Annotated in this window: 24 protein-coding genes and 2 tRNA genes; 15 read left to right on the top strand and 11 right to left on the bottom strand. The window is 68.2% G+C overall.

The genetic code is table 11. The features are described 5' to 3' along the window. Positions 1-207 precede the first annotated feature (207 nt). The 4 genes from FHU39_RS02110 to FHU39_RS02095 are packed head-to-tail and all read left to right on the top strand — an operon-like array spanning position 208 to position 4,396. Positions 208-1,800 carry an NCS1 family nucleobase:cation symporter-1 gene (locus FHU39_RS02110; protein WP_183318522.1) on the top strand — a complete coding sequence of 531 codons (1,593 nt, stop codon included), beginning with the start codon at positions 208-210 and terminating at the stop codon, positions 1,798-1,800. Further along, on the top strand, positions 1,797-3,197 hold the full coding sequence (gene hydA / locus FHU39_RS02105) for a dihydropyrimidinase (RefSeq protein WP_183318520.1): 1,401 nt from the start codon (positions 1,797-1,799) through the stop codon (positions 3,195-3,197). Before FHU39_RS02110 ends, hydA begins: the two co-directional genes overlap by 4 nt. Beyond that, positions 3,197-4,225, top strand: coding sequence for a TIGR03842 family LLM class F420-dependent oxidoreductase (locus FHU39_RS02100; RefSeq protein ID WP_183320836.1), 1,029 nt, complete (start codon positions 3,197-3,199; stop codon positions 4,223-4,225). Before hydA ends, FHU39_RS02100 begins: the two co-directional genes overlap by 1 nt. A 9-nt stretch (positions 4,226-4,234) precedes the next feature. Next, positions 4,235-4,396 carry a hypothetical protein gene (locus tag FHU39_RS02095; protein WP_183318518.1) on the top strand — a complete coding sequence of 54 codons (162 nt, stop codon included), beginning with the start codon at positions 4,235-4,237 and terminating at the stop codon, positions 4,394-4,396. Here the strand turns inward: FHU39_RS02095 and FHU39_RS02090 are convergent. Beyond that, complete coding sequence (locus FHU39_RS02090) at positions 4,380-5,564, bottom strand: sigma-54-dependent transcriptional regulator family protein (protein WP_183318515.1); 1,185 nt, start codon at positions 5,562-5,564, stop codon at positions 4,380-4,382. The two genes, FHU39_RS02095 and FHU39_RS02090, sit on opposite strands and share 17 nt — an antisense overlap. A gap of 120 nt (positions 5,565-5,684) precedes the next feature. Here FHU39_RS02090 and FHU39_RS02085 point away from each other — a divergent pair, with 120 nt between their 5' ends. Beyond that, a complete protein-coding gene (locus FHU39_RS02085; protein WP_183318513.1) occupies positions 5,685-7,532 on the top strand; it encodes a flavin-containing monooxygenase in 1,848 nt (615 codons plus the stop codon). Between the two features lie 198 nt (positions 7,533-7,730). Here the strand turns inward: FHU39_RS02085 and FHU39_RS02080 are convergent, their stop codons facing one another. Together FHU39_RS02080 and FHU39_RS02075 are read right to left on the bottom strand one after the other, a co-directional pair. Next, positions 7,731-8,318 carry a T6SS immunity protein Tdi1 domain-containing protein gene (locus tag FHU39_RS02080; RefSeq protein ID WP_183318511.1) on the bottom strand — a complete coding sequence of 196 codons (588 nt, stop codon included), beginning with the start codon at positions 8,316-8,318 and terminating at the stop codon, positions 7,731-7,733. Positions 8,319-8,413: 95 nt separating this feature from the next. Beyond that, the gene (locus FHU39_RS02075) at positions 8,414-8,788 is read right to left on the bottom strand and encodes a nuclear transport factor 2 family protein (protein WP_183318509.1); all 375 of its coding nucleotides are present in this window, start codon (positions 8,786-8,788) and stop codon (positions 8,414-8,416) included. A gap of 25 nt (positions 8,789-8,813) precedes the next feature. Here FHU39_RS02075 and FHU39_RS02070 point away from each other — a divergent pair, with 25 nt between their 5' ends. The 8 genes from FHU39_RS02070 (at position 8,814) to FHU39_RS02035 (ending at position 17,252) form a co-directional block, all read left to right on the top strand. Continuing rightward, positions 8,814-9,020 carry a GNAT family N-acetyltransferase gene (locus tag FHU39_RS02070; protein ID WP_183318507.1) on the top strand — a complete coding sequence of 69 codons (207 nt, stop codon included), beginning with the start codon at positions 8,814-8,816 and terminating at the stop codon, positions 9,018-9,020. 108 nt (positions 9,021-9,128) lie between these two features. Further along, on the top strand, positions 9,129-11,843 hold the full coding sequence (gene valS, locus FHU39_RS02065; RefSeq protein ID WP_183318505.1) for a valine--tRNA ligase: 2,715 nt from the start codon (positions 9,129-9,131) through the stop codon (positions 11,841-11,843). Between the two features lie 130 nt (positions 11,844-11,973). Next, positions 11,974-13,065, top strand: coding sequence for an IS630 family transposase (locus FHU39_RS02060; protein WP_183318503.1), 1,092 nt, complete (start codon positions 11,974-11,976; stop codon positions 13,063-13,065). Between the two features lie 9 nt (positions 13,066-13,074). Beyond that, positions 13,075-13,806 (top strand): DUF4129 domain-containing protein, encoded by a 732-nt coding sequence (locus FHU39_RS24880; protein ID WP_183318501.1) that lies wholly within the window; start codon positions 13,075-13,077, stop codon positions 13,804-13,806. Continuing rightward, positions 13,803-14,342 carry a hypothetical protein gene (locus FHU39_RS02050; protein ID WP_183318499.1) on the top strand — a complete coding sequence of 180 codons (540 nt, stop codon included), beginning with the start codon at positions 13,803-13,805 and terminating at the stop codon, positions 14,340-14,342. The genes FHU39_RS24880 and FHU39_RS02050 overlap by 4 nt, the downstream gene beginning before the upstream one ends. After that, complete coding sequence (locus tag FHU39_RS02045; RefSeq protein WP_183318497.1) at positions 14,339-15,319, top strand: AAA family ATPase; 981 nt, start codon at positions 14,339-14,341, stop codon at positions 15,317-15,319. Before FHU39_RS02050 ends, FHU39_RS02045 begins: the two co-directional genes overlap by 4 nt. 8 nt (positions 15,320-15,327) lie before the next feature. After that, positions 15,328-16,635 carry a DUF58 domain-containing protein gene (locus tag FHU39_RS02040; RefSeq protein ID WP_183318495.1) on the top strand — a complete coding sequence of 436 codons (1,308 nt, stop codon included), beginning with the start codon at positions 15,328-15,330 and terminating at the stop codon, positions 16,633-16,635. Further along, positions 16,632-17,252, top strand: coding sequence for a hypothetical protein (locus FHU39_RS02035; RefSeq protein WP_183318493.1), 621 nt, complete (start codon positions 16,632-16,634; stop codon positions 17,250-17,252). The genes FHU39_RS02040 and FHU39_RS02035 overlap by 4 nt, the downstream gene beginning before the upstream one ends. A gap of 22 nt (positions 17,253-17,274) precedes the next feature. Here the strand turns inward: FHU39_RS02035 and clpX are convergent, their stop codons facing one another. From clpX to FHU39_RS02010, 5 genes are all read right to left on the bottom strand, one after another. Next, a complete protein-coding gene (gene clpX / locus FHU39_RS02030) occupies positions 17,275-18,561 on the bottom strand; it encodes an ATP-dependent Clp protease ATP-binding subunit ClpX (RefSeq protein WP_183318491.1) in 1,287 nt (428 codons plus the stop codon). A 293-nt stretch (positions 18,562-18,854) separates the two neighbouring features. After that, entirely contained in the window at positions 18,855-19,523 is a 669-nt protein-coding gene (locus tag FHU39_RS02025; RefSeq protein ID WP_425484749.1) for an ATP-dependent Clp protease proteolytic subunit, read from the bottom strand. Further along, positions 19,523-20,107, bottom strand: a complete 585-nt coding sequence (locus FHU39_RS02020) for an ATP-dependent Clp protease proteolytic subunit (protein WP_183320834.1) — start codon at positions 20,105-20,107, stop codon at positions 19,523-19,525. The genes FHU39_RS02025 and FHU39_RS02020 overlap by 1 nt, the downstream gene beginning before the upstream one ends. A 224-nt stretch (positions 20,108-20,331) precedes the next feature. After that, entirely contained in the window at positions 20,332-21,732 is a 1,401-nt protein-coding gene (tig, locus tag FHU39_RS02015) for a trigger factor (protein ID WP_183318489.1), read from the bottom strand. Positions 21,733-21,825: 93 nt separating this feature from the next. Further along, positions 21,826-21,899: transfer RNA gene (locus FHU39_RS02010), tRNA-Pro, on the bottom strand. Between the two features lie 104 nt (positions 21,900-22,003). Here FHU39_RS02010 and FHU39_RS02005 point away from each other — a divergent pair. Both FHU39_RS02005 and FHU39_RS02000 read left to right on the top strand, forming a co-directional pair. Further along, a tRNA-Gly gene (locus tag FHU39_RS02005) sits at positions 22,004-22,077 on the top strand. A 122-nt stretch (positions 22,078-22,199) separates the two neighbouring features. Then, positions 22,200-22,379, top strand: a complete 180-nt coding sequence (locus tag FHU39_RS02000) for an antitoxin (protein ID WP_183318487.1) — start codon at positions 22,200-22,202, stop codon at positions 22,377-22,379. Between the two features lie 68 nt (positions 22,380-22,447). On the opposite strand, the gene FHU39_RS01995 is transcribed toward FHU39_RS02000, so the two are convergent. The 3 genes from FHU39_RS01995 to FHU39_RS01985 form a co-directional block, all read right to left on the bottom strand. Continuing rightward, the gene (locus tag FHU39_RS01995) at positions 22,448-23,536 is read right to left on the bottom strand and encodes a PP2C family protein-serine/threonine phosphatase (protein WP_183318485.1); all 1,089 of its coding nucleotides are present in this window, start codon (positions 23,534-23,536) and stop codon (positions 22,448-22,450) included. 92 nt (positions 23,537-23,628) lie between these two features. Next, positions 23,629-24,096: a ribose-5-phosphate isomerase gene (locus tag FHU39_RS01990; protein WP_183318483.1), complete on the bottom strand. Its 468-nt coding sequence runs from the start codon at positions 24,094-24,096 to the stop codon at positions 23,629-23,631. Between the two features lie 12 nt (positions 24,097-24,108). After that, the gene (locus tag FHU39_RS01985) at positions 24,109-24,747 is read right to left on the bottom strand and encodes a mycothiol-dependent nitroreductase Rv2466c family protein (protein ID WP_343065698.1); all 639 of its coding nucleotides are present in this window, start codon (positions 24,745-24,747) and stop codon (positions 24,109-24,111) included. Between the last annotated feature and the right edge of the window lie 126 nt (positions 24,748-24,873).

The following is a 24,873-nucleotide window of genomic DNA, read 5'->3' as shown; positions in this document are numbered from 1 at the left end:
GCCTCTCCTTCGACAGCTGGGCATCGGCGCGGTGTGCCGAGCACCGCTACGCCCACTCTTCCCGATCCGCAGCCGGCGTGACCGTGAAACGGCATCGATACAGCACGCAACGCAACGGCTGTGATGCGTGACACAGTGAACGAACCGGGGCGGTTCGTGCGCCGATACTGTGACCGGCATTCTCCCGTTCGCCCTGAGGAGCCGTGTATGACAACCCAGTCCGCTTCAGCTGCCCGCGAGGGTCAGGTCGAGAATGCCGACGGGCGGGTCGAGTTGGTGGACCGCGGTGCTCTCGACGACCCGGCGCTCGCCAACTCGGACCTGGTGCCCGTGCCGGTGGCACAACGCAACTGGCACACCTACAACTACACGGCCCTCTGGGTCGGGATGAGCCACAACATCCCGTCGTGGTTGCTGGCCTCCGGACTGGTTGCGGCCGGAATGTCCTGGCAACAGGCGGTTTTCATCATCCTGTTGGCGAACGTCATCGTGCTCGTCCCCATCCTGCTGAACGGTCACGGCGGGACGAAGTACGGCATACCCTTCCCGGTGCTGGCGCGCTCCTCGTTCGGGATCTTCGGCGCCAACCTGCCGGCGCTGATCCGTGCGCTCGCCGCAACCTGCTGGTTCGGCGTGCAGACCTGGATCGGTGGCGAGGGGATCTTCCTGCTGGCCGGCAAGATGTTCGGCAGCGGGTGGGCGAACGCGGGGCACATCGGCGACTTCGCGTGGACGCAGTGGCTCAGCTTCTTCGTCTTCTGGCTGATCGAGATCGCCATCATCGTCCGCGGCATCGACACGCTCAAGCACTTCGAGAACTGGGCCGCACCCGTCGTCCTGGCCGCGGCGATCGCGCTGCTGATCTACATGTGGATCAAGGCCGGCGGCGTCGGCGACATACTCTCCCAGCCGGGCACCCTGCACGGGCACGCGTTCTGGAAGGCGTTCGGCCCGGCCCTGATGGGGATGATCGGCTTCTGGGCCACACTGTCGCTCAACATCTCCGACTTCACCAGGTTCGGCGGATCCCAGAAACAGCAGGCACTCGGCCAGACCTACGGCCTGCCGACCACGATGACGCTCTTCGCGCTGCTGTCGGTGTTCGTCACGTCCGCCTCGGAGAAGGTCTACGGGGAGGTCATCTGGGACCCGATCCAGCTCGCCGCCCGCATCGACAACTGGGTCGGCACGCTGCTCGCGCTCGCAACCGTGATGATCGCGACCCTCGCGGTGAACATCGCCGCCAACCTGGTCAGCCCGTCCTACGACTTCGCCAACGCGGTCCCGAAGCACATCAACTTCCGTCGCGGGGCACTGATCACCTGCGTGCTGTCTGTGCTGATCATGCCGTGGGAGCTTGTCTCCAACCCCAGCATCTACATCTTCACCTGGCTGAACTTCGTCGGCGCGATCCTCGGTCCGGTCGCAGGCATCCTGCTGGCTGACTACTGGTTCGTCCGGCGCCGGCAGCTGGTGGTGCGTGACCTCTACACCCGCGGCCGGGGCCTGTACTGGTACCGCGGCGGCTGGAACTGGATCGCCGTCCTGTCGTTCGTGGTCGCCGCGATCCTGGCCGGTGGCGGGTCCTACTCCGGGGTCGACGCCAAAGGGAACAAGACCGGGCCGTTCCCTGTCGACGGAATGATCCCTTTCCTCAAGCCGCTGGCGGACTACGGTTGGATCATCGGCCTCGTCGCCGGTGCCGTCATACACACCGTGTTGATGAAGCTAGTGAAAGCACCTGTCTCGTATGACGATTCGGCTGACACAGCCGAAGAGGACAAAGGAGTCACAGTATGACGACAACACTCATCACCGGGGGCCAGGTCGTCTCACCGCAGGGTGCCGCGGCCGCAGACGTGCTGATCGACGGCGAGACCGTCTCCGCGGTGCTCACACCGGGCACGGCCGCCGCGCTCGGCGTCACCGCCGACCGGACCATCGACGCAGCCGGGAAGTACGTCCTGCCCGGTGGCATCGACGTGCACACGCACATGGACATGCCGTTCGGCGGCACGTTCAGCGTCGACGACTTCGAGACCGGGACCCGCGCGGCCGCGTGGGGTGGCACGACGACGATCGTCGACTTCCCCGTGCAGAAGAAGGGCGGCTCGCTGCAGGAAGCGGTCGACACCTGGCACGCCAAGGCCGAGGGGAAGGCGTGCATCGACTACGGCTTCCACGCGATCCTGGCCGACGTCAACGACACCTCGCTGAAGGAGATGGACGGCCTGGTCGACCAGGGCGTCACCAGCTTCAAGCTCTTCATGGCCTACCCGGGCGTGTTCCTGTCGACCGACGACCAGATCATCCAGGCGATGTACCGCGCGGCCGACAACGGCGCGACGATCATGATGCACGCCGAGAACGGCACCGCCATCGACCAGATCGTCCAGCGGGCCATCGCGGCGGGCAACACCGCACCCAAGTGGCACGGCCTCACCCGGCCGATCGCCCTGGAGGCGGAGGCGGTCAACCGGGCCGCCCAGATGGCCGACGTCACCGGAGCGCCGCTGTACTTCGTGCACCTGTCGAGCGGCGCGGCCGTCGACGTGGTGACCCAAGCCCGGGACGCGGGTCGTAACGTCTTCGGCGAGACCTGCCCGCAGTACCTGTTCCTGGACGAATCCGACCTGGCCCGAGCGGATTTCGAGGGCGCCAAGTACGTCTGCACTCCCGCCCTGCGGCCCGTCGAGGAGCAGGCGAAGCTGTGGCGCGGGCTACGCACCAACGACCTGTCGGTCGTCGCGACCGACCACTGCCCGTTCTGCTTCGTCCCCGACAAACAGCTCGGCAAGGACGACTTCCGGGCGATCCCGAACGGTCTGCCCGGCGTCGAGCACCGGATGGACCTGCTGCACATGGGCGTCACCAAGGGCGAGATCAGCCTGGCCCGCTGGGTGGAGATCTCGGCGGCGACACCGGCGCGGATGTTCGGCATGTACCCGAAGAAGGGTGTCGTCGCGCCCGGGTCCGACGCCGACATCGTGATCTACGATCCGACGGCGAAGCAGACCGTGTCGGCGCAGACCCACCACATGAACGTCGACTACTCGGTCTACGAGGGCTGGGAGTTCACCGGGAAGGTGGAGACGGTGCTGTCCCGTGGTGAAGTCGTCCTGGACGCAGGGGAATTCACCGGTTCGCCGGGCCGCGGCAAGTTCATCAAGCGTTCCCTGTCGCAGTACCTCGTGTGATGGACTTCGGCGTCGTCCTGCAGACCACTCCCCCGTCGGCACGGGTGGTCGACCTCGCAGTGCAAGCCGACCGGTTCGGGTTCAGCCACGTCTGGACGTTCGACAGTCACATCCTGTGGCAGGAGCCCTACCCGATCTTCGGCCAGATCCTGGACCGCACCCGTCGGGTCACGGTGGGGCCGATGGTCACCAATCCCGCCACCCGCGACTGGACCGTCACCGCGTCGCTGTTCGCCACCCTCAACGAGATGTACGGCAACCGCACGGTCTGCGGCATCGGCCGCGGCGATTCCGCGGTGCGGGTCGAAGGAGGCCGCCCGAGCACGCTCGCGGCGCTCCGGGAGGCGGTGGGCGTCATACGGGGTATGGCGTGCGGTGAGGCCGTCTCCTACGGCGGATCCACCCTGCGGTTGCCGTGGGCGACCGCGTCCCGGCTCGAGGTGTGGGTCGCTGCGTACGGACCGAAGGCGCTGCAGCTGACCGGCGAGGTCGCGGACGGCTACATCCTGCAACTGGCCGACCCGCAGATCACCGCGTGGATGGTCGGCGCGGTGCGCTCGGCCGCCTCCGCCGCCGGCCGCGATCCGGACGACATCACGATCTGCGTCGCCGCCCCGGCATACATCACCGACGGCAGCGCCGAGTCCGCCGAGCACGCCCGTGACCAGTGCCGGTGGTTCGGCGGCATGGTCGGCAACCACGTGGCGGACATCGTCAGCCGGTACGGCGAATCCTCCGGCGTGCCAAAGGCGTTGACCGACTACATCGCCGGCCGGCAGGGCTACGACTACAACCAGCACGGTCGCGCCGGCAACACGCACACCGAGTTCGTCCCCGACGAGATCGTCGACCGGTTCTGCGTCATCGGGCCGCCCGAGGAGCACGTCAAGCGGATCGAGGAGCTGCGGGAGTTGGGTGTCGACCAGTTCGCGGTCTATCTGCAGCACGACGACAAGGAGCACACCCTGGCGTCGTACGCCGACCACGTGATGCCGCTGGTCAACGTGCAGCAGGGAGCACGCTCCTAGCCCGCCGAAGTGGCCGAGCTTGCCGCGATGGCCGAGCCTGCCGCGATGGCCGAGCGTGCCGCGATGGCCGAGCTTGCCGCGATGGCCGAGCTTGTCGCGATGGCCGAGCTTGTCGCGATGGCCGAGCGTGTCGCGATGGCCGAGCTTGTCGAGGTCACGCGCCGACGGTGAGCTGCACGCCGTCGGCGATCCGGTAGGGGCTGCCGTCGACGATCGCGCCGAGGCTGCGCCGCAGCCGGGACACCTCGGCGCGTGCCGCGACCAGGTGCTCACCGTCGCCGAACAGTGCCACGCTCAGGTCGTACGGCGTCAGCCCCGCGGGACCCGCGCCCGCCAGCTGCTGCAGGATCTGCGCGTGCCGGCGGGACAGTGCGACCCGCCACGGCTCGGCGTCGGCGCGGATCTCGATCACCGGCTTCGCACCGAGCGTCAGGTGCGCGTTGATCCGCCGCTCGGTGGCGGCCGGGCGGATCAGCCAGCCCAGATCGAGCCGCTCCGGCAGGCACAGGCCGAGGCCGGGCACGGCCAGCGGCTTGTCCGGCTGCGGCGCCGCGATCCGGTCGCGCGTCGACACCCCGGCGCTGTGCGCGACCCAGCCCGCGTCGTCGACGACCAGTGCCGGCCCACCGGCCGCGGACACGATCGGCACCGCCGCGACCCGCAGCCGCTCCAGCGCGGCCTCGTGGTGCCGGCGCAGCAACGACTCGGCGAGCAGCACCGCGGTCTCGACGAGCGCGCTGATGGCCGGGTGCAGCGTCAGCGCCGGGCCGCTGATGTCGACGATGCCCAGCAGTTCCCCGGTGCGCGGGTCATGGATCGGGAAAGCCGTGCAGTACCAAGGGTGTTGGGCCTGCTCGAAGTGCTCCCCGGAGAAGAGTTGCACCGGGTTGGCTTCTTCCAGCGCGGTGCCGATCGCATTGGTGCCCACCTCGTCCTCGGTCCACCGGGCACCCTCGCTGAAGCCGAGTTGGTCGGCCTGCCGACGGACCCGGGTGTCGCCGCGCCGCCACAGGATGATGCCGTCGCCGTTGGTGACCACCATCAGGAAGTGCGATGCGTCCGCGACGCTGGAGATCACCCGCGCCAGGTCGTCGATCACCAACCGCAGCGGCGACTCGGCGCGCAACTGTTCCAGGCGGGCCGGTGGCAACGGATCCCGCGCGCCCGACTTGTCGGGCACCAGCCCGAAGCCCAGCACCCGTTGCCACGACCGGGACACCAACGGGCGTGGTTGCAGTGCCGTTCGGCCACCGCCGATCACGGTGTCGTGCATGCGCATCAGCTCGCGGGCATAGCGCGCCAGGTCGGTGCCCGGGGTGATCGCGTTGTAGTCCGCCACCAGGGACAACTCCTTCGGCGACGCGGGGACTCTTGCCGGTTGCAACGTGGTGCAACGCTTCCATCCAGGGTAGCCGTGAGGTGTGCTGTGGGTCACAGTCGCTCAACGAAAGGACGCGCGATGACCGACACGCTGGATCCGCAGACCCTGACCGCGGACACCACCACCCCCCTCACCCCTCGGCAACGCGCCGAGGCCTGGCTGGCCGACTTCGATGCCGCGCTGCGCGCCCGGGACATCGACACCGCCACCGGCCTGTTCGCGACCCAGAGCTTCTGGCGCGACCTGGTGTCGTTCACCTGGAACATCCGCACCGCGGAGGGCCGGGACGGCATACACAACCTGCTGCAGCACACCCTCGACACGACTGACCCGGCCGACTGGGCACTCAGCGAGGAACCCACCGAGGCAGGTGGTGTCACCGAGTGCTGGATCACCTTCGAGACCGCGGTCGGGCGCGCCAAGGGCCACCTGCGGCTGAAGGAGGAGGACGGCGAGACCCGCGCCTGGACGCTGCTGACCAGCCTGCGTGAGCTGAAGGGGCACGAGGAGAACCAGGGCACCCGCCGCCCGCAGGGCGTCGAGCACCAGCTGGCCCGCGGCCGGAAGTCGTGGCTGGAGAAGAAGCAGGACGAGGAAGCAAACCTCGGCCGCAGCCAGCAGCCGTACGTCGTGGTGATCGGCGGCGGCCAGGGCGGTATCGCCCTCGGTGCCCGGCTGCGGCAACTGAAGGTGCCGCACGTCGTCCTCGACAAGCACGACCGCCCGGGTGACCAGTGGCGGGGCCGGTACAAGAGCCTGTGCCTGCACGACCCGGTCTGGTACGACCACCTGCCCTACCTGCAGTTCCCGCCGAACTGGCCGGTGTTCGCGCCGAAGGACAAGATCGGCGACTGGCTGGAGATGTACACCCGGGTCATGGACGTGCCCTACTGGACCCGCTCGACGGTCACCTCCGCCACCTTCGACGAGGACACCAAGACCTGGCGGGTCGTGGTGGACAAGGACGGCGAGGAGATCGTCCTCGAACCCAAGCAACTGGTCTTCGCGACGGGTATGTCGGGCAAGCCCAACCTGCCCAGCTTCCCGGGCATGGACGTCTTCGAGGGCGAGCAGCAGCACTCCAGCCAGCACCCCGGCCCGGAGGCGTACACCGGCAAGAAGGTCGTCGTCATCGGCTCCAACAACTCCGCGCACGACATCTGCGGTGCGTTGTGGGAGCACGATGCGGACGTGACGATGGTGCAGCGTTCCTCCACGCACATCGTGAAGTCGGCGTCGCTGATGGACATCGGGCTCGGGGACCTCTATTCCGAGCGTGCGGTCGCGTCCGGGGTGACCACGGACAAGGCCGACATGATCTTCGCGTCGCTGCCCTACCGGATCATGCACGAGTTCCAGATCCCGCTCTACGAGAAGATGGCCGAGCGCGACAAGGACTTCTACGACCGGCTGGAAAAGGTCGGTTTCCAACACGATTGGGGCGATGACGGCTCCGGCCTGTTCATGAAGTACCTGCGGCGCGGCTCCGGCTACTACATCGACGTGGGCGCCGCCGAGCTGGTCTGCGACGGCAAGGTGAAGCTGGCGCACGGCAACGTCGACCACCTCACCAAGAACTCCGTGGTGCTGGAGGACGGCACCGAACTGCCCGCGGATCTGGTCGTCTACGCCACCGGCTACGGCTCGATGAACGGCTGGGTCGCGGACATCATCGACCAGGAGACCGCGGACAAGGTCGGCAAGGTGTGGGGCCTCGGCTCCGACACCACCAAGGACCCCGGTCCGTGGGAGGGCGAACAGCGCAACATGTGGAAGCCCACCCAGCAGGAGGCGCTGTGGTTCCACGGCGGCAACCTGCACCAGTCACGGCACTACTCGCTCTACCTGGCGCTGCAGTTGAAGGCGCGCTACGAGGGCATCCCGACCCCCGTCTACGGCCTGCAGGAGGTCCACCACCTGCGCTAGTGGCCGCGTCTCGAGTGGCCGCGTCTCGAGTGGCCGCGTCTCGAGTGGCCGCGTCTCGATCACGGGACGACCCACCCCTCACACACCGACAGGCCCACTTACGGCCCAGAGGCTCAGTAGTTCGAGCGGATTCGCCCGGTTTCCGCCCGAAGTGCTGGGCCTCTGGGTGCGTTGCTGAGCCTGTCGGTCGGGTGGGGGCTACTGCTGGCGGCTGGCCGCGATCCGTTGGTGTATGTCGCTGACGTGTTCCGGGCCGTTGCCCTTGGCCAGATTGTCCAGGTTGACCTGGCCGCCCAGGGCGAGGATCGGTTCGAAGTAGAAGATCTCGTCCGCACCCAGCTCGCCCTGCGCCCCGACGGCGGCCTTGTGCAGTTCGCGCAGGTCGGCCGGGTGCGAGTTGGACCCGGTCAGGTGGTCGGTGAAGAACGTCGTGCCGTCCTCCGAGACCACCGCGTTGTGCTGGAAGTGCGGGTCGAGGCACTGGATCCGGTCGTGCCCGTCGACCTGGTCGTAGTGGTAGACGTGCCCGAAGCTGGTGACCGCGAACGGAATGCTGCCGACGGCCGACCCGAACCAGGTCTGCAGGGTCGGCATCCACGTGCCGGGATCGACCAGCGCGACGCGACCGCCGCCGTACCAGCCGAGACCGTGCGTGCGCCAGAGCTCGAGCACCGCACTGGGGAGACGCCCTTCGCCATACGTCAGGAAGTCGTCGCTGGGAACGCGCGCGCCGGCGTCGGGCGGGAAGGTGTCGATGAACTGCTGCACCGCAATCGGGTCGGGCATTTGATGACTCCACTGGTGTTCCGGCGTCGGTCTGGACAAGCACGACCGTATCGCCCGCCACGAGGAATCTGCGGCATTGCCCACCGTGCGGTGACTCACTCGCCATCGTGCCCGGGTATGTCGGCGCTGCCTTCCCGGTAGATCTTGACCTTCGCGATGCGGCCGTCGCGCACGGCGTAGAACCCGGCGATCGCAGCGGACATCGGGTGCCCGTCGAGCAGCATGTGCTCGACCAGTTCGGCAGCCACGACGTCGCCAGCCGGGACCACCCGCACGACCTCGAGCCGGGGAACGACCGCGTCGAACGCTCCCTCGAAGAGCTCTCGCAACTCGGCGTGCCCGCGGCAGCTGTACTTCCCGGTCACCCACTCGGCGTCCTCGGCGAGGTCGCCCAACAGCCCGAGGACGTCGCGGTCGTTGAACGCCGCGACGTGTCTTTCCAGCAGGGTGCGTGAGTCCAGGACCGTCATGGCCCGCACCATAGGCGAGTGACGAATGACCGCGCGCCGCGGCGGGCGCCCGTCATACCGGCTGGAGGCACGCATCGAGCCCTGGAACCTCGCCTCGATCCGGACCGCCGAGGCCGCCGGCTTCGAACGGGAAGGCCTGCTGCGCAGTCATGAGGAGATCGGCGGTCGGCGGGTGGACCTGCTCATGTACTCGCTGCTCCGGCCCCACTCTGACGGCGCTATTCACGATTGACGGCCGAATTCCGCCGTCAATCGTGAATCCGGCCGTCAGGGTGGGCGCGGGCGCCATACGACGAAACCGATTGGGCAGTCGGCGCAGCCGGATGGGATCATGTGCGACATGACTGAACCCGCCGACCGCAGCACCCCACAGATCCCCGACAAGCCGACCGTGGACGGCTTGGAGGACAAGTGGACTGCGGTATGGCGGGAGCAGAACACCTACCGGTTCGACCGCGAGCGCGCCCTGTCGCTGCCGCGCGAGCAGGTGTTCTCCATCGACACGCCGCCGCCGACCGCGAGCGGCAGCCTGCACGTGGGTCACGTGTTCGGTTACACGCACACCGACGTGGTGGCGCGCTACCAGCGGATGCAGGGTAAAGAGGTCTTCTACCCCCTCGGCTGGGACGACAACGGCCTGCCGACCGAGCGCCGGGTGCAGAACTACTACGGCGTGCGCGGCGACCACTCTGCGGCATACGACCCCGACTTCACCCCACCGCTGCGCGGTGCCGAGGGCAAGTCGGTGAAGGCGGCCGACCAGGTGCCGATCAGCCGCGCCAACTTCATCCCGCTGTGTGAGGAGCTGACCGCCGAGGACGAGGTGGCCTTCGAGTCGCTCTTCCGCCGTCTCGGGGTGTCGGTGGACTGGGCGCAGACCTACCGCACCATCGACGACCGCTCCCGCGCGGTGGCGCAGCAGGCGTTCCTGCACAACCTGGAGCGCGGCGAGGCCTACCAGGCCGAGGCACCGGGCCTGTGGGACGTGACGTTCCAGTCCGCCGTCGCCCAGGCGGAGCTGGAGGCACGCGACTACCCGGGTGCCTTCCACCGGGTGGCCTTCCATCACGGCGGCGACAAGGTCTACATCGAGACGACCCGCCCCGAGCTGATCCCCGCGTGCGTGGCGCTGATCGCTCACCCGGATGACGAGCGCTACCAGTCGCTGTTCGGTTCCACGGTGACCTCACCGCTTTTCGGCGTCGAGATCCCGGTGGTGGCGCACCGGCTGGCCGAGCCCGACAAGGGGGCCGGCATCGCCATGTGCTGCACCTTCGGCGATCTCACCGACGTGACCTGGTGGCGCGAGCTGCAGCTGCCGACCCGGTCGATCATCACCCGTAACGGCCGGTTGCAGGGTGAGACGCCGGCCTGGATCGCCGGCGGCCCCGGCGAGCAGTTGTATGCCGGGCAGCTCGCCAGCAAGACCGTCTTCTCCGCCCGCAGCGCGGTCGTGGACGCGCTGCGCGAGTCCGGCGACCTGGACGGTGAACCCAAGCCGACCCAGCGCAAGGCGAACTTCTTCGAGAAGGGCGACAAGCCGCTGGAGATCGTGACCTCCCGCCAGTGGTACCTCACCAACGGCGGACGCGACGCGGACCTGCGCAAGGCACTGGTGGCGCGCGGCGAGGAGATCGACTTCCACCCGGCGTTCATGCGCAGCCGCTACACCAACTGGGTGGACGGCCTCAACGGCGACTGGCTGATCAGCCGGCAGCGCTTCTTCGGCGTGCCGTTCCCGATCTGGTATTCGCTGGACGCGGACGGCGAGCCCGACCATGAGCGCCCCATCGCGGCAGCGGTCGACACCCTGCCGGTGGACCCGGCAACCGATGTGCCGCCTGGCTACACCGCCGAACAGCGTGGCGTGGCAGGGGGATTCATCGGCGACCCGGATATCATGGACACCTGGGCCACCTCCTCGCTGAGCCCGCAGATCGCGACCGGGTGGCCGGTGGCGAGCAACGCCGGTGAGCGCAACGACGACGAGCTCTTCGCGAAGATCTTCCCGATGGACATGCGCCCGCAGGGGCACGACATCATCCGCACCTGGCTCTTCGCGACCGTGGTGCGCAGCCATTTCGAGCACGACACCGTGCCGTGGTCCGATGCCGCCATCAACGGCTGGATCCTCGACCCCGACCGCAAGAAGATGTCCAAGTCCAAGGGCAACGCGGTCACCCCGGAGGACGTGCTGACCCAGCACAGCGCCGACGCGGTGCGTTACTGGGCGGCGTCGGGCCGTCTCGGGATGGATGCTGCCTACGACGAGAGCCAGATGAAGGTCGGCCGACGCCTGGCGATGAAGCTGCTCAACGCGAGCAAGTTCGCGCTGTTCATCGAGGCCCGACCCGAGGGAGGAAACGAGCGCAGCGAGGCCCGGACCGAGGGCCAGAGGGCCGACCAAATGATGGGTAGCGTCGATGGTGACCTCGCCGACGCGGTCACCGAGCCCCTTGACCTGGCGCTCCTGTCCGGCCTGCGCACCCTGGTCGAGCAGGCGACCAAGCACTTCGAGGCGTGGGACTACACCCGCAGCCTGGAGCTGACCGAGGCGTTCTTCTGGACGTTCTGCGACGACTACATCGAGCTGGTCAAGGACCGTGCGTACGGCGGGCAGGGCGAGGCCGCTGCGGCGAGCGCGCGTGCCGCGCTGCGGATCGCGCTCGACGTCCAATTGCGTTTGTTCGCACCGTTCTTGCCCTACTCGACCGAGGAGGTCTGGTCCTGGTGGCACGAGGACACCGTGCACCGCGCGTCCTGGCCGACCCCGGACGAGTGCGGCCCGGCGACCGGCGACCCGGCGGCCCTGCAGGTGGTCGGTGAGGCGCTGGCCGGCATACGTAAGGCGAAGTCCGATGCCAAGCTCGGCATGCGTGCCGAGGTGACCGCGCTGACGCTCGCCGCGCCGGCCGACCTGCAACAGCTGGTGCGGGCGTCCGAGTCGGATCTGCGCGCTGCCGGCAAGCTCACCGGAGAGTTGGCGTATGACGACTCCGACGCCCTCGAGGTGCGCGACGTCCAGCTGGTGCCACCGCCCCCGCGCAAGAAGTAGCCGGGCCGGCGAGGAAGTGACGACAGTAGCGACGTGGTCGTAACGAAACCGTAGCTTTCCGCAACACGCGCACCCGTTGCGTTCTAGTGTCGTCCGCCGTAAATTCATTGAATAATTGGTATGATGGGGTATGCCTTCTGCGGGTCGTCCAAAAGTGTTGTTGGAATTGACGATTGGCGAGCGTGAGCAGTTGGGTCGGTGGGCTCGACGGCGGAAGTCGTCGCAGGCGTTGGCGTTACGGTCGCGGATCGTGTTGGAGTGCGCGGACGGGCACACGAACAAGGTGGTCGCGGCCCGGTTGGGGATCAGTCAGCCGACGGTGGGTAAGTGGCGGTCCCGGTTCGTTGAGCACCGCTTGGACGGGCTGGTTGATGAGCCTCGGCCGGGTCGGCCGGCGACGATCACGCCCGAGCAGGTCGAGGACGTGCTGGTCGCGACGTTGGAGTCGACACCGGAGCACGCGACGCACTGGTCGCGGACGAAGATGGCTGAGAAGTCGGGGCTGTCACCCTCGACGATCGGGCGGATCTGGAAAGCGTTCGGGCTGCAACCGCACCGGGCCGACGGGTTCAAACTGTCCAATGACCCGTTGTTCGTGGAGAAGGTCTACGACATCGTCGGCCTGTACCTGGACCCGCCCGAATCCGCCGTTGTTCTCAGCGTCGATGAGAAGAGTCAGGTGCAGGCGTTGGCGCGGTCTCAACCCGCGTTCCCGATGATGCCGGGCATGCCCGAACGCCGTACTCACGACTACGTGCGGCATGGCACCACCACCTTGTTCGCCGCGATGAACGTGGCCGACGGCACCCTCATCTCCGCGACGCACCGCCGCCATCGGGCCACCGAGTTCAAGAAGTTCCTGGCCACGATCGACCAGAACGTGCCCGCCGGGTTGGACGTGCACGTCATCTGCGACAACTACGGCACCCACAAGCACCCGACCATCAAGAAGTGGTTGACCGCTCACCCCCGCTTTCAGATGCACTTCACCCCGACCTACTCCTCGTGGATCAATCAGGTCGAAAGACTGTTCGCCGAAGTCACCCGCGACCTACTGCAACGCTCCGACCACCGCAGCGTGCAAGCCCTGGAGAAAGACCTACGCGAGTGGGCGAAGGCCTGGAACAAGAACCCGAAGCCATTCATCTGGACCAAAACCGCCGAGGAGATCCTCGCCTCACTCGGAAGGTTTCTTCAACGAATTAAGGACGGAGGACACTAGGTTGGAGCGGTGAGTTCTGGGGAGGACCGAACACCGCGTGGGCCGGACCGTCGCATGCTGCTCGTCGCAGCAGGGACGGCCCTGGCACTCATGGTGCTCATCGTCGTCACGACGGCCAACCGGCCGCCGGTGCTGCAGGCGCCCGACCGCAATCCGAACCTGCACATCACCTACGGCACCTTCCGGGCGCCGACCGGACCCGGTGCCAGCGGGCCGCCGGCGACCAGCAACTCCATGCAACGAGGGGCTGAGGCCTTCTCCACCCTCATCCTCGACATCGTGCTCGGCCTCGCACTGTGCGTGCTCCTCGTGCTGATCGTCTCGATCGCCAGGGCGATGATCAAGCGTTGGCGGCACCGCCTGAAGGTGCAGCGGGAAGGCCCGTTGCCGGAGGTCGACGATGCTCTGCTCGACGCGGTCAGCGAGGTCACCCGGCGGCAGCAGCAGCAACTGCTGGAGGGTGTCCCGTCCAACGCCATCGTCGCCTGCTGGGTGGACCTGGAGCGTGCGGTGGCGTCGGTGGGCGTCGAACGTCGGCCGAGCGAGACCTCGGCCGAGCTGACCATCCGCGTCCTCGACACACTCGACGTGGACCGGCGGGCGTTGCGCACCCTCGGAGCGCTCTACCGCGAGGCCAGGTTCTCCGCGCACTCGCTCACCGAGCAGGACCGCCGGTCCGCCGTCGACGCACTGAGCGCCCTGCACCGGTCGCTGCCGGCAGCGCTGCAGGAGCGGGTATGACGAGCCCGGACGGCGGCGAGGACCGGACGATGCGCACCTGGGTCAAACGCGTCGTGACGCTCGTCGTCGTGTGGGTGGCGGTCTGGGTGTTCACGTCCTGGCTGCAGATGCGGCCACGACCGGTCGACCTGCTCGCCGTGCTCGGCATCGTCTTCGCGATCGGCTGGTGGGCCCGCGACCGCAGCAGCGGCTGGGACACCGTGGAATGGGCAGGCAACCCGGTGGGGCGACGCTTGAAGGCCACCGCGGACACCCGGATCAGCTACCTGCGCCGACTGATCGACGACTCAGCCGTCCGCAACAACGACGGGAAGCCCACCACGAGCGCGATCAGTCTGCAGGGCGTCCTGCGTGACGTGGCCGTCGACCGGCTGCGCACCCGCGCCGCCGCGAGCGGCCACGCGCACCTACCGGAGGACGCCGAACTGATCGCCCACACCGACCCGACGCTGGCGGCGTACCTGCTGGCGCAGCCGCCACCACCCACCACCCGACAGACCGTGACCGACATCATCAACCGCATCGAGGCACTGTGACCCAGTCATCCCCCGTCATACCGACCATCGCCGAGACGACCCACCGCGCCGAGCAGATCCTCGACAGCGTCGACCAGGCCGTCGTCGGCAAGCGCCACGCCCTGGAGCTGGTCCTCGCGACCGTACTCGCCGGCGGCCACGTGCTGCTCGAGGACAACCCCGGCCTGGGCAAGACGCTGGCAGCACGCTCGCTCGCGCAGACCCTCGGCCTCGACTTCGCCCGCGCGCAGTTCACTCCCGACCTGCTGCCTGCCGACCTGACCGGGTCGTTCATCTTCGACCAACGCACCGCGACGTTCGACTTCCGCCACGGACCGCTGTTCACCGGGCTGCTGCTGGCGGACGAGATCAACCGCACCCCGCCCAAGACGCAGGCTGCCCTGTTGGAGGCGATGCAGGAGCGTCAGGTCACGGTCGAGGGTCAGACCTTCCCGCTCCCCCACCCGTTCCATGTCATCGCGACGGCGAATCCCGTGGAGTACGAAGGGACCTACCCGCTTCCGGAGGCGCAGCTGGACCGCTTCCTCACCCGGGTCAGCTTCGGCTACCCGACGCAGGAGGAGGAGGCCGACGTGCTGGTGCGCCGGATGCGCCGGCAGCACGAGGAGATCACCCTCGACGCCGTCACCGATGCCGCGGGGCTGCTCGGCATGCAGGCTGCCGTCGAGCAGATCACCGTCGAGGACTCGGTGGTCGACTACTGTGTGCGACTCACCGCGGCGACCCGGGACCACGCACAGGTGCTCATCGGTGCCTCCCCCCGCGGTTCGCTGGCACTGCTGCTGGTCGGCCGGGCGCTTGCCGTCGTCCGCGGCCGTGACTTCGTCACGCCGGAGGACGTCAAGGCGGTCGCTCAGGCGGTGCTCACCCACCGGGTCACGATCAAACCGGAGCTGTGGATGAGCGGCGTGACCGCGACCTCGGTCGTCCACGGCCTGCTCGACAGCGTCCCGGCCCCCGCGACGGCGAAGGACTGACGACTCGTATGGCGACCCGCACCGTTCGACCGCTGCAGGAACCCGGGTGGCGCATCACCCCGGCGTTCCTGCGCGCCGCGATGCTGGCCGTGGTGCTGGTCGGCGCCGCCGTGGGTTTCGGACGCGCCGATCTGTTGATCCTCGGCACGCCGTTCCTGATCGTGACGGTGTGGACGCTCGCGACCCGGCCCCAGGCACGGCCCCGGATCACCGGCACGATCTCGAGCGCCACACCGGTCGAAGGCACCACCCAGGCGTGGACGCTCCGGGTCGCCGGTGACGCCAGGGCCGAGCAGTTCGCCGCGTTCGTCGCCGACCGGCGGATGCTCACCCTCACCCCCGAGTCGGGAGCGGTGGCCGACACCCTCGTCGACGGGAACGCGACCAGCACCATGCGATGGCGTCCGCAACGCTGGGGCACCCGCCAGATCCTGGGCACCCGGATCGCGGTCTTCGGCTCCTGGGGCGGCTTCCGCTACGGAACGGTGCGGCTGCCCGCCCTCACCGTGATGACCCTCCCGGAGATCGCGGCGTTCGACTCCAAGCGCGCACTGCCCCATCCGCAGGGCCTGATCGGGGTCAACCGCAGCAACACGCGTGCCGAGGGCACCGAGTTCGCCGACATCCGCCAGTTCCAGGTGGGCGACCGGCTGCGGCACATCCACTGGCCGGTCTCGGCACGGACCGGGACCCTGCATGTGCGGACCTCGTTCGCCGAGCAGGACACCGAGATCCTGGTCGTGCTCGACGCGTCCACCGACTACAGCAGCGCGGACCCGGACGCCGACGAGTCCAGCTCACTGGACCTCGGAGTGCGTGCCTCGGCCGGGCTCGCCACCTACTTCCTGGGCCGCGGGGACCGGGTCGGCCTGGAGGTCGCCGGTGGCATGCGCACGGTCCGGGTCCCGGTCGGCATGGGCGCCCTGCACCGGCGCCGGATCATGGACTGCCTGGCCGGCATCGAACGCGGCCTCGGCACCGGGTTCCGCTCCCCCACGATCCGCAGCCGCGTGCGCCCCGGCGGGGTGCTGTTGCTCGTCAGCCCCCTGCTCAGCCCGATGCCCCTGGCACTGGCCGCGAAACTCGCGCAACGCGGCATCACGGTGCTGGTCATCGACTGTTTCCCCGGTGACGTCCCGGACGACGACCCCTCGCTCGCACTTGCCATCCGGTTGCGGCTGCTGGAACGCGACCGCGAGATCCACGCCATCGGCCGGCTGGGCGTGCCGGTCGCGACGTGGCGCGGGCCGGGCAGCCTCGATCAGGTCCTGGCAGGTCTCTCGGCGCGGCCCCAGCCGAGGGTGGTGCGCCGATGAACCTGCTGCCGCGCATGGAGCGCATCCAGGAGTTGCACCGCGACCGGGCTGCTGCGCTGGCGGTTGTCCTGGGTGCGGCGCTCGTGCTGCTTCTGCTGACCGACGCCGTCGGCGGGTTCTCCTGGCTCGGGCTGGTGCTCACCCTCGTCGGCGGGTCGATCGTGCTCGCCAACAGCGACAGCCTCGCCGGGCTGATCCTGCTCGGTGCGATGGTCGTGCAGTGGCTCACCAGCGGGATGGACACCGGCTCCTGGTGGGCGCTGCCCGCCGCGTGGTTGCTGCTCATCGCCCACGTCGGTGTCGCCCTCACCGCGAGCGGCCCCGATCAGGCGCCGATCCCGCGCTCCGTGCTCGCGCTCTGGGTCCCGCGGACCGTCCTCGTCGGCCTCGCGACCGCCGTGGTGGGCGTCCTCGCGCTGCTGATCGAGCCGACCAACGACGAGTTGCTGCCGTATGGCGTGGCGGTCGTCCTCATCGCGCTGGTCATCGCAGTGCTGGTGCTGATCCGGCTCACCGCCGACCCGGCCGAGGACCCGGAGGCGGCGGTTTCGGGTCACTACCGGTCGATGTACGACCGCGTTTCGCCGGACGGCACGCTCAACGATCAGCGGCACTGACCGCTGACCGCCCACACTCGGATCAGGCGGATTCCTTGCGCGGCCGCTTGCGGGTCGGGGTCGCCTGACGGCGCACGATCGTCGGGTTGACATTGTCGAGCACCACCTCCCGGGTCACCACGACCCGCGCGATGTCGGTGTCGCTGGGCACGTCGAACATCACCGGCAGCAACACCTCCTCGAGGATGGCGCGCAGGCCGCGGGCACCGGTGCCGCGCAGCATCGCCTGCTCCGCGACCGCCTCGACGGCGTCCTCGGTGAACTCCAGCTCGACGTTGTCGATCTCGAACATCCGCTCGTACTGCTTCACCAGCGCGTTGCGGGGCTCGGTCAGGATGGAGACCAGACCTTCGCGGTCCAGCGGCTCGACGGTCGTGATGACCGGCAGCCGGCCGATGAACTCCGGGATCAGCCCGAACTTCATCAGGTCCTCCGGCAGCACGTCGGAGAAGCTGGTCATCGGGTCCTTGGCGGTCCGCAGCTCGGAGCCGAAGCCGAGCCCCTGACGGCCGGTGCGGGCCTCGATGATCTTCTCCAGGCCCGCGAAGGCACCGCCGACGATGAACAGCACGTTGGTGGTGTCGATCTGGATGAACTCCTGGTGCGGGTGCTTGCGGCCGCCCTGCGGCGGCACGCTCGCGGTGGTGCCCTCCAGGATCTTCAGCAGCGCCTGCTGCACACCCTCACCGGACACGTCGCGGGTGATCGACGGGTTCTCGCTCTTGCGGGCGACCTTGTCGATCTCGTCGATGTAGATGATGCCGGTCTCGGCCTTCTTCACGTCGAAGTCGGCGGCCTGGATCAGCTTCAGCAGGATGTTCTCGACATCCTCACCGACATACCCGGCCTCGGTGAGCGCGGTGGCGTCGGCGATCGCGAACGGCACGTTGAGCATCCGGGCGAGCGTCTGGGCCAGGTAGGTCTTGCCGCACCCGGTGGGGCCGATCAGCAGGATGTTGGACTTGGCGATCTCGACCGCCGGGCCGTCCTTCTTGCTCGCGGCGGGCTGGTCGGCGGCCTGGATGCGCTTGTAGTGGTTGTAGACCGCGACGGACAGCGCGCGCTTGGCGGTCTCCTGCCCGATGACGTACTGCTCCAGGAACTCGAAGATCTCCTTGGGCTTCGGCAACTGGTCGAGCCCCAGCTCGGAAGTCTCGGCCAGCTCCTCCTCGATGATCTCGTTGCACAGGTCGATGCACTCGTCGCAGATGTAGACGCCCGGGCCCGCGATGAGCTTCTTGACCTGCTTCTGGCTCTTGCCACAGAAAGAGCACTTCAGCAGGTCGCCGCCTTCTCCGATGCGTGCCACGCGCCCTCCACTTCGTACGACGTCCGCCGTGGCCGCCCGAACGGGTCGACCATCGATTGCCCGGCCGACGCTACCTGCCGACGACCGCCTTGAGCATCCATTGAAACGCGGTGTCGCGCATCAAGTCACGCGTGTCCGCTGACAGCGCAATCGGTGAGTGGTTGCTCGTTCCTCGCCGCCACTCACCGATTGCCTGTGTTGTTCAGCGCCCGGTGAGTGGTTGCTCGTCCCTCGCCGCCACCCACCGATTGCCTGTGTTGTTCGTGCGGGCTTCGCCCGCACGGCTCGCCGCTCTACTGCGCGGACGCCTTGCGGCTGGAGAGGACCTGGTCGATCAGGCCGTACTCCTTGGCCTCGTCGGCCGTGAGGATCTTGTCGCGCTCGATGTCCTGCTTGACCTGCTCCGGCGTGCGGCCGGTGTGCTTGGCCCAGGTCTTCTCCAGCCACTCGCGCATCCGGAACACCTCGTTGGCGGTGATCTCCAGGTCGGAGGCGGTGCCGCCGGTGCCCTCCATCGCGGGCTGGTGGATCAGGATCCGGGCGTTGGGCAGCGCGAACCGTTTGCCCGGCGCACCGGCACCCAGCAGCACGGCGGCCGCGGAGGCGGCCTGACCGATGACGAACGTCTGCACGTCCGGCTGGATGTACTGCATGGTGTCGTAGATCGCGGTCAGCGCGGTGAACGAGCCACCCGGGGAGTTGATGTACATCAGGATGTCCCGGTCGGGGTCCTGGCTCTCCAGCACGATCAACTGGGCGATGATGTCGTCCGCCGACGCGTCGTCGACCTGCACGCCGAGAAAGATGATGCGGTCCTCGAAGAGCTTGTTGTAGGGGTCCGAGCGCTTCATGCCGTAGGAGGTGCGCTCCTCGAACTGCGGCAGGATGTAGCGGCTGCTCGGCTGCGGGGCACTCACCCCGGCATACGGCGAATTCATCTGTGCTCCAAAGCTGTTGGTCATCAGTTGCTCCGGTCCGGTGCGTCGGTGGACCGCTCGAAGACGTGGTCGACGAAGCCGTACTCGAGCGCCTCCTGCGCCGAGAACCACCGGTCGCGGTCGGAGTCCTTCTCGATCTGCTCCACCGTCTGACCGGTGTGCTCGGCGATCAGCTCGGCCATCTGCTTCTTGATGAAGACCAGCTGCTCGGCCTGGATCTTGATGTCCGAGGCCGTGCCGCCGATGCCGCCGGACGGCTGGTGCATCATCACCCGGGCGTGCGGCGTGGCGTAGCGCTTGCCGCGCGTGCCGGCCGACAGCAGGAACTGGCCCATGCTGGCCGCCATACCCATCGCAACGGTGGCGACGTCGTTGGGGATCCAGTTCATCGTGTCGAAGATCGCCATGCCCGCGGAGATCGAACCGCCGGGGCTGTTGATGTAGAGCCAGATGTCCTTCTCGGGGTCCTCGGCCGCAAGGAGCAACAGCTGCGCGCAGATCGCGTTGGCGTTGTCGTCGCGGACGTCGGAGCCGAGGAAGATGATCCGTTCCCTGAGCAGCCGGTTGTAGATCTGATCGTCCAGGCCCATCTGTCCTTCGGTGGCCATGGACACCTCCTGTGCGTTGCTCACCGCGTCTCCGTCATCTCTTCTAGGTGCATATCTCACTGGACCCTAACGCCCGCACCCCCCGCCGAAGTCCCCGGTCCGGGCGATGTTCGCCCACGGCGCAATTGTGGCCGGGCCCGGGCATGCGAAACCCCTCCCGCGGCGCTCGCGCGGAAGGGGTTTCGGGCGGCTCGTCATACCCGGGGGTATGACGGAGCGTGGTCTCAGACGGTGGCGTCCTCGGACTCCTCGGAGTTCTCCTCGCCGGCGGACTCGTCGTCGGTGGCGGCCTCGTCGGTCGACTCCTCGGCGGTCTCGCCCGTCGCCTCGGCGGTCTCGTCGGCGGCGTCCTCCTCGTCGTCCTCGTCCAGCGCGGACAGGTCGACCTCGTTGCCGTCGGTGTCGACGACCTTGATCTCGTCCAGGATCGAGGCGAGCGCCTTGCGACGAGCGACCTCACCCATGATCGCCGGCACCTGACCCTGCTGGTCGAGCGCCTGCGCGAACTGGTTGGGGTCCATGCCGTACTGCGAGGCCGACATGACGATGTACTCGATCAGCTCCTCCTGGGAGACCTGCACCTCGTCGCGCGCGACGAGCTTGTCGAGGACGAGCTGGGTCCGCAGCGCCTTGCGGGTCGACTCGTCGACCTCGGCGCGGTGCTCGTCGTCCTCGAGCCGGTCCTCGTTCTCCAGGTGCTGGTGCACCTCGTCCTCGATGACCTTCTCCGGCAGCGGCAGGTCGAGGGTCTCCAGCAGCTGGTCGAGCGCCTTGTCGCGCGCCTGCACGCCCTGCTCGAAGCGCTTGCCGCGCTCCACCTGCTCGGTGACCTCGGCACGCATCTCCTCGATGGTGTCGTGCTCGGAGGCCATCTGAGCGAACTCGTCGTCGAGCTCGGGCAGCTGGCGCTCCTTGACGGCCTGCACGGTGACGGTGACCTCGGCGTCCTCGCCCTCGTGCTCACCGCCGGCGAGTGCGGCGGTGAACGTCTTGGTGTCGCCGGCGGACAGCCCGACCAGGGCCTCGTCCAGACCGTCGAGCATGTTGCCCGAGCCGATCAGGTAGTTGATGCCGGAGACGTCGTCGATGTCCTCGTCGCCGATCTTGGCGGTCAGGTCGATGGTGACCGAGTCGCCGTCCGCGGCCGCCCGGTCGACACCGGCCAGGGTGCCGAACCGCTCGCGCAGCGCCTCGAACTCCTTGTCGACGTCCTCGTCGGTGACCTCGAACGGGTCGACCTCGACGGTGATCTGGGAGAAGTCGGGCAGGTCGAACTCGGGGGCGGTGTCGAGCTCGGCGTCGAACTTCAGCGGCTGCTTGTCGTCGACGGGCACCTCGGTGACCTCGACCTCCGGCTGACCCATCGGGTGCAGCTCGTTCTCGGCCAGGGCCTGGCCGTAGAACGTCGGCAGCGCCTCGTTGATCGCCTCCTGCAGCACGGCCGGGCGGCCGACGCGCTGGTCGATGATCCGGGCGGGCACCTTCCCCTTACGGAAACCGGGGACTTGGATCTGTGCACCGATCGCCTTGTACGCCGCGTCGACGCTCGGCTTCAGCTCCTCGTAGGGAACCTCCACGGACAGCTTGACCCGGGTCGGACCCAACTTCTCGACGGCACTCTTCACTGCAAGGACTCCAAAGGTGGTGGTTCGGCTCCGGCACACGGAGCCCGATATTTCCGCGGCGCGACACGCCGCACTAACACGTCATGCTAGCTGTCGGGGTAGCCGGATTCGAACCGGCGGCCTTCCGCTCCCAAAGCGGACGCGCTACCAAGCTGCGCCATACCCCGCGACTGCTGCCCGGGGCCGGAGCCGGTTTTGGCGCGTCCACGGGCGGGCAGTAGGCTATCGCTTCGGTTCCGCAGATCGCACATCGGCGGTCATCGCGGACCACGCGGGCGTAGCTCAATGGTAGAGCCTCAGTCTTCCAAACTGATTACGCGAGTTCGATTCTCGTCGCCCGCTCCACGCCCCGAACTTACCCTCTCGTAAGAATTCATCGGCTCGGGTATCGACGCATGCGGGTGATGTGTGCGAAGGTGCAAGAAGCCGCCGGCGAGGGGCCGGCGGGCATCCGAAGGAGATATCCAATGGGTCTGTTCGACAGCGCCAAGGACAAGCTTTCCGGGCTTGCCGGTGACAACCAGGACAAGATCGACGAGGGGATCGACCAGGCGGGCGACGCCGTCGACGAGAAGACGGGCGGCAAGTTCTCCGACCAGGTCGACTCCGCCCAGGACGCCGCGAAGGACAAGCTCGGCGACCTCTGACCGATCGCTGACAACGTGTGGGCCCGCGCCGGACGGCGCGGGCCCACACGTGTTGTGGCGGTCTGCGGTCAGTCCCGCCAGATCACCACGACCGCCCGGTCGTCGGCGAGTCCCCCGTTGCCCGTCGTGCAGATGCGGGTGGCGGCACCCTTGGCACCCTGTGCGAGCGCGCGATCGGCGTGACCCAGCATCCGGTCGACACCTTGGGTGAGGTCCATGCCGGGCTGCTCGATCACCCCGTCGGTGAACAGCAGCAGTGCGTCACCGCGCTCCAGCCGCCCTCGCGCCCGCTGGAAGTCGGTCTCGTCCTGATGGTCGAGTATGCCGAGCGCGATGCCCGACACCCCGTCGACGGGTGCGAAGCGGCCGGAGCCCGCGTGGAAGTGCATGGCCGGCGGGTGCCCGGCTGATCCGATGCTGTAGTCGCCGCTCGCCAGGTCCACCGAGGCGTGGATGGCGGTCGCGAAACCCTCCGACCAGCCCTGCCGCATCAGATAATCGTTCGCCGCGGGCAGGAAGCGCTGCGGCTCCATGGCCCCCAGCAGTCCGGCGAACGCGCCGCCCAGCAGCAGGGACCGGGTGCCGGCCGTCGTGCCCTTCCCCGACACGTCGACCATCGCCAGCTCGAACCGGTCGTTCGCCGGACAGTTGCCCACGACGAAATCACCGGAGAACGAGTCGCCGTACGCCGGTTGCACACTCGACTCGACATTCCAACCACTCGGCAGGATCGGCAGCCTCCCCTGAGCACGCAGCCGTTCCCGCAGGTCCATCAGCATCGATCCACCGACCGCGGTCGTCACACCCGCCTGGGTGTGGGTGCGGTCGACCACCGTGACCAGCGCCATCGTCGCGGCGAGCACGAGACCGAGCGCGCAGGCCGACGCGTGCAGCGTGTCGAGCACGCTGACGACATACGCAATGGCGATCGCAGCGAAGACGAACAACGTGCGCCGGGCCGGCAACACCATCCGGGCCGCCACCGCGAGCGGGATGAACAGTGCGTAGGCGACGTCGCTCGGCCAGGCGATGGTCACGGCTCCGACGACCACGACGAGGCCGAACAGCCCGGCCGTGGCGGTGTCGAGTCCGGATCGCCCGGCCGCAACGGACGGCCGCGAAAGCCTCCGGGGTGCGAGCGAGAGATCGATGGCCATGCACGCATCCTGACGCGTGGTCAGCCTCACACCGTCAAAATTTACCGAGTTCTTACCCACCCATTGCCAAATCCATGCGCTATGGTTCGCGGTCACTCCTGGGGAGGCAGGTCACCGTTCTTCTCGTAGTCGGAGACCATGTCGAGGCGCCGCTGATGCCGCTGCGCGCCGGAGAACGGCGTCTCCAGGAACACCTTCACCATCTCCTTGGCCTCGTCGACGGTGTTGAACCTGCCACCGATGGAAATGACCTGCGCATCGTTGTGCTGTCGGGCCAGCTGCGCGAGCTCGGTGTTGTAGCAGAGTGCGGCACGGATGCCCTTGACCTTGTTGGCCGCCATCTGCTCACCGTTGCCCGAACCGCCCAGCACCACGCCGAGCGAGCCCTCGTCGGCGGCGACCCCTTCGGCCGCGCGCAGCACGAAGACCGGGTAGTCGTCGAGGTCGTCGTACGTCGTGGCGCCGTGGTCGACGACGTCGTGTCCCTGCTCGGTCAGCCAGCTGACCAGCTCACGCTGCATCTCGTAGGCAGCGTGGTCCCCACCAATGTGCACTCGCATCCGACGCTCTCCTCAGCTGAAGTCGGGACCCACGACGCGGGTCCGCTTGATCTCGTAGAAACCAGGGGTGCCGGCGACGAGCAGGCATCCGTCCCAGAGCTTGCCGGCCGCCTCGCCCTTCGGCGCGGGTGTGACCACCGGGCCGAAGAACGCGACGTCGCCGAACGACACGACCGGCGTGCCGACGTCCTCGCCGACCAGGCCGATCCCGCGCTGGTGCGACTCGCGCAGGCGCTTGTCGATCTCGTCGCCGGGGTCGTTGTCGTAGAAGGCCATCAGGTCGCCCGGCAGCCCCGCCTCGGCGAGCGCCTCGGTCACCGCCTGACGCTGACCCTCGTCGGTGCCGCCCATGCCGCCCGGGTGCAGGCGCGTGCCGATGCCGTCATACAGCTTCTTGCGGTATTCGGGTCCGTGGTCGCGGTCCGCGGCGATGATGACGCGGACCGGTCCCCAGCCCCGGTCGAGCAGTTCGCGGTAGCCCTCGGACAGGTCCTCGCGGCCCTCGTTGAGCACCGAGAGGCTCATGACGCTCCAGGTCACCTCGATCGGGCGGACCTTCTCGACCTCCATCAACCATCGGGAGGTCATCCACGCCCAGGGGCACAACGGGTCGAAGAACATCTCGGCGGACTGTCGCTCGTCAGTAGTCACGCTGCAATCCTGCCACCCGCGCGCGGGTGGCTGCCCATCCCCCGTATCCGGGAATCCGAACGTCCGTGCCGGGACCGGCGTGCGAGGATTGCTGGCATCCAATCCCCAGTGATCCTGATGGAGCTG

The sequence above is a fragment of the Flexivirga oryzae genome (genome assembly GCF_014190805.1).
GTDB classification, from domain to species: domain Bacteria; phylum Actinomycetota; class Actinomycetes; order Actinomycetales; family Dermatophilaceae; genus Flexivirga; species Flexivirga oryzae.
This window is presented reverse-complemented; position numbering and strand designations above follow the sequence as displayed.

Excerpts from the sequence above, each read along its gene's own strand:
- FHU39_RS02110 (WP_183318522.1), top strand. The coding sequence starts at position 208 with ATGACAACCCAGTCCGCTTCAGCTGCCCGCGAGGGTCAGGTCGAGAAT.
- hydA (WP_183318520.1), top strand. The coding sequence starts at position 1,797 with ATGACGACAACACTCATCACCGGGGGCCAGGTCGTCTCACCGCAGGGT.
- FHU39_RS02100 (WP_183320836.1), top strand. The coding sequence starts at position 3,197 with ATGGACTTCGGCGTCGTCCTGCAGACCACTCCCCCGTCGGCACGGGTG.
- FHU39_RS02085 (WP_183318513.1), top strand. The coding sequence starts at position 5,685 with ATGACCGACACGCTGGATCCGCAGACCCTGACCGCGGACACCACCACC.
- FHU39_RS02080 (WP_183318511.1), bottom strand. The coding sequence starts at position 8,318 with ATGCCCGACCCGATTGCGGTGCAGCAGTTCATCGACACCTTCCCGCCC.
- FHU39_RS02075 (WP_183318509.1), bottom strand. The coding sequence starts at position 8,788 with ATGACGGTCCTGGACTCACGCACCCTGCTGGAAAGACACGTCGCGGCG.
- FHU39_RS02070 (WP_183318507.1), top strand. The coding sequence starts at position 8,814 with ATGACCGCGCGCCGCGGCGGGCGCCCGTCATACCGGCTGGAGGCACGC.
- valS (WP_183318505.1), top strand. The coding sequence starts at position 9,129 with ATGACTGAACCCGCCGACCGCAGCACCCCACAGATCCCCGACAAGCCG.
- FHU39_RS02060 (WP_183318503.1), top strand. The coding sequence starts at position 11,974 with ATGCCTTCTGCGGGTCGTCCAAAAGTGTTGTTGGAATTGACGATTGGC.
- FHU39_RS02050 (WP_183318499.1), top strand. The coding sequence starts at position 13,803 with ATGACGAGCCCGGACGGCGGCGAGGACCGGACGATGCGCACCTGGGTC.
- FHU39_RS02040 (WP_183318495.1), top strand. The coding sequence starts at position 15,328 with ATGGCGACCCGCACCGTTCGACCGCTGCAGGAACCCGGGTGGCGCATC.
- FHU39_RS02035 (WP_183318493.1), top strand. The coding sequence starts at position 16,632 with ATGAACCTGCTGCCGCGCATGGAGCGCATCCAGGAGTTGCACCGCGAC.
- FHU39_RS02025 (WP_425484749.1), bottom strand. The coding sequence starts at position 19,523 with ATGACCAACAGCTTTGGAGCACAGATGAATTCGCCGTATGCCGGGGTG.
- FHU39_RS02020 (WP_183320834.1), bottom strand. The coding sequence starts at position 20,107 with ATGGCCACCGAAGGACAGATGGGCCTGGACGATCAGATCTACAACCGG.
- FHU39_RS02000 (WP_183318487.1), top strand. The coding sequence starts at position 22,200 with ATGGGTCTGTTCGACAGCGCCAAGGACAAGCTTTCCGGGCTTGCCGGT.
- FHU39_RS01995 (WP_183318485.1), bottom strand. The coding sequence starts at position 23,536 with ATGGCCATCGATCTCTCGCTCGCACCCCGGAGGCTTTCGCGGCCGTCC.
- FHU39_RS01990 (WP_183318483.1), bottom strand. The coding sequence starts at position 24,096 with ATGCGAGTGCACATTGGTGGGGACCACGCTGCCTACGAGATGCAGCGT.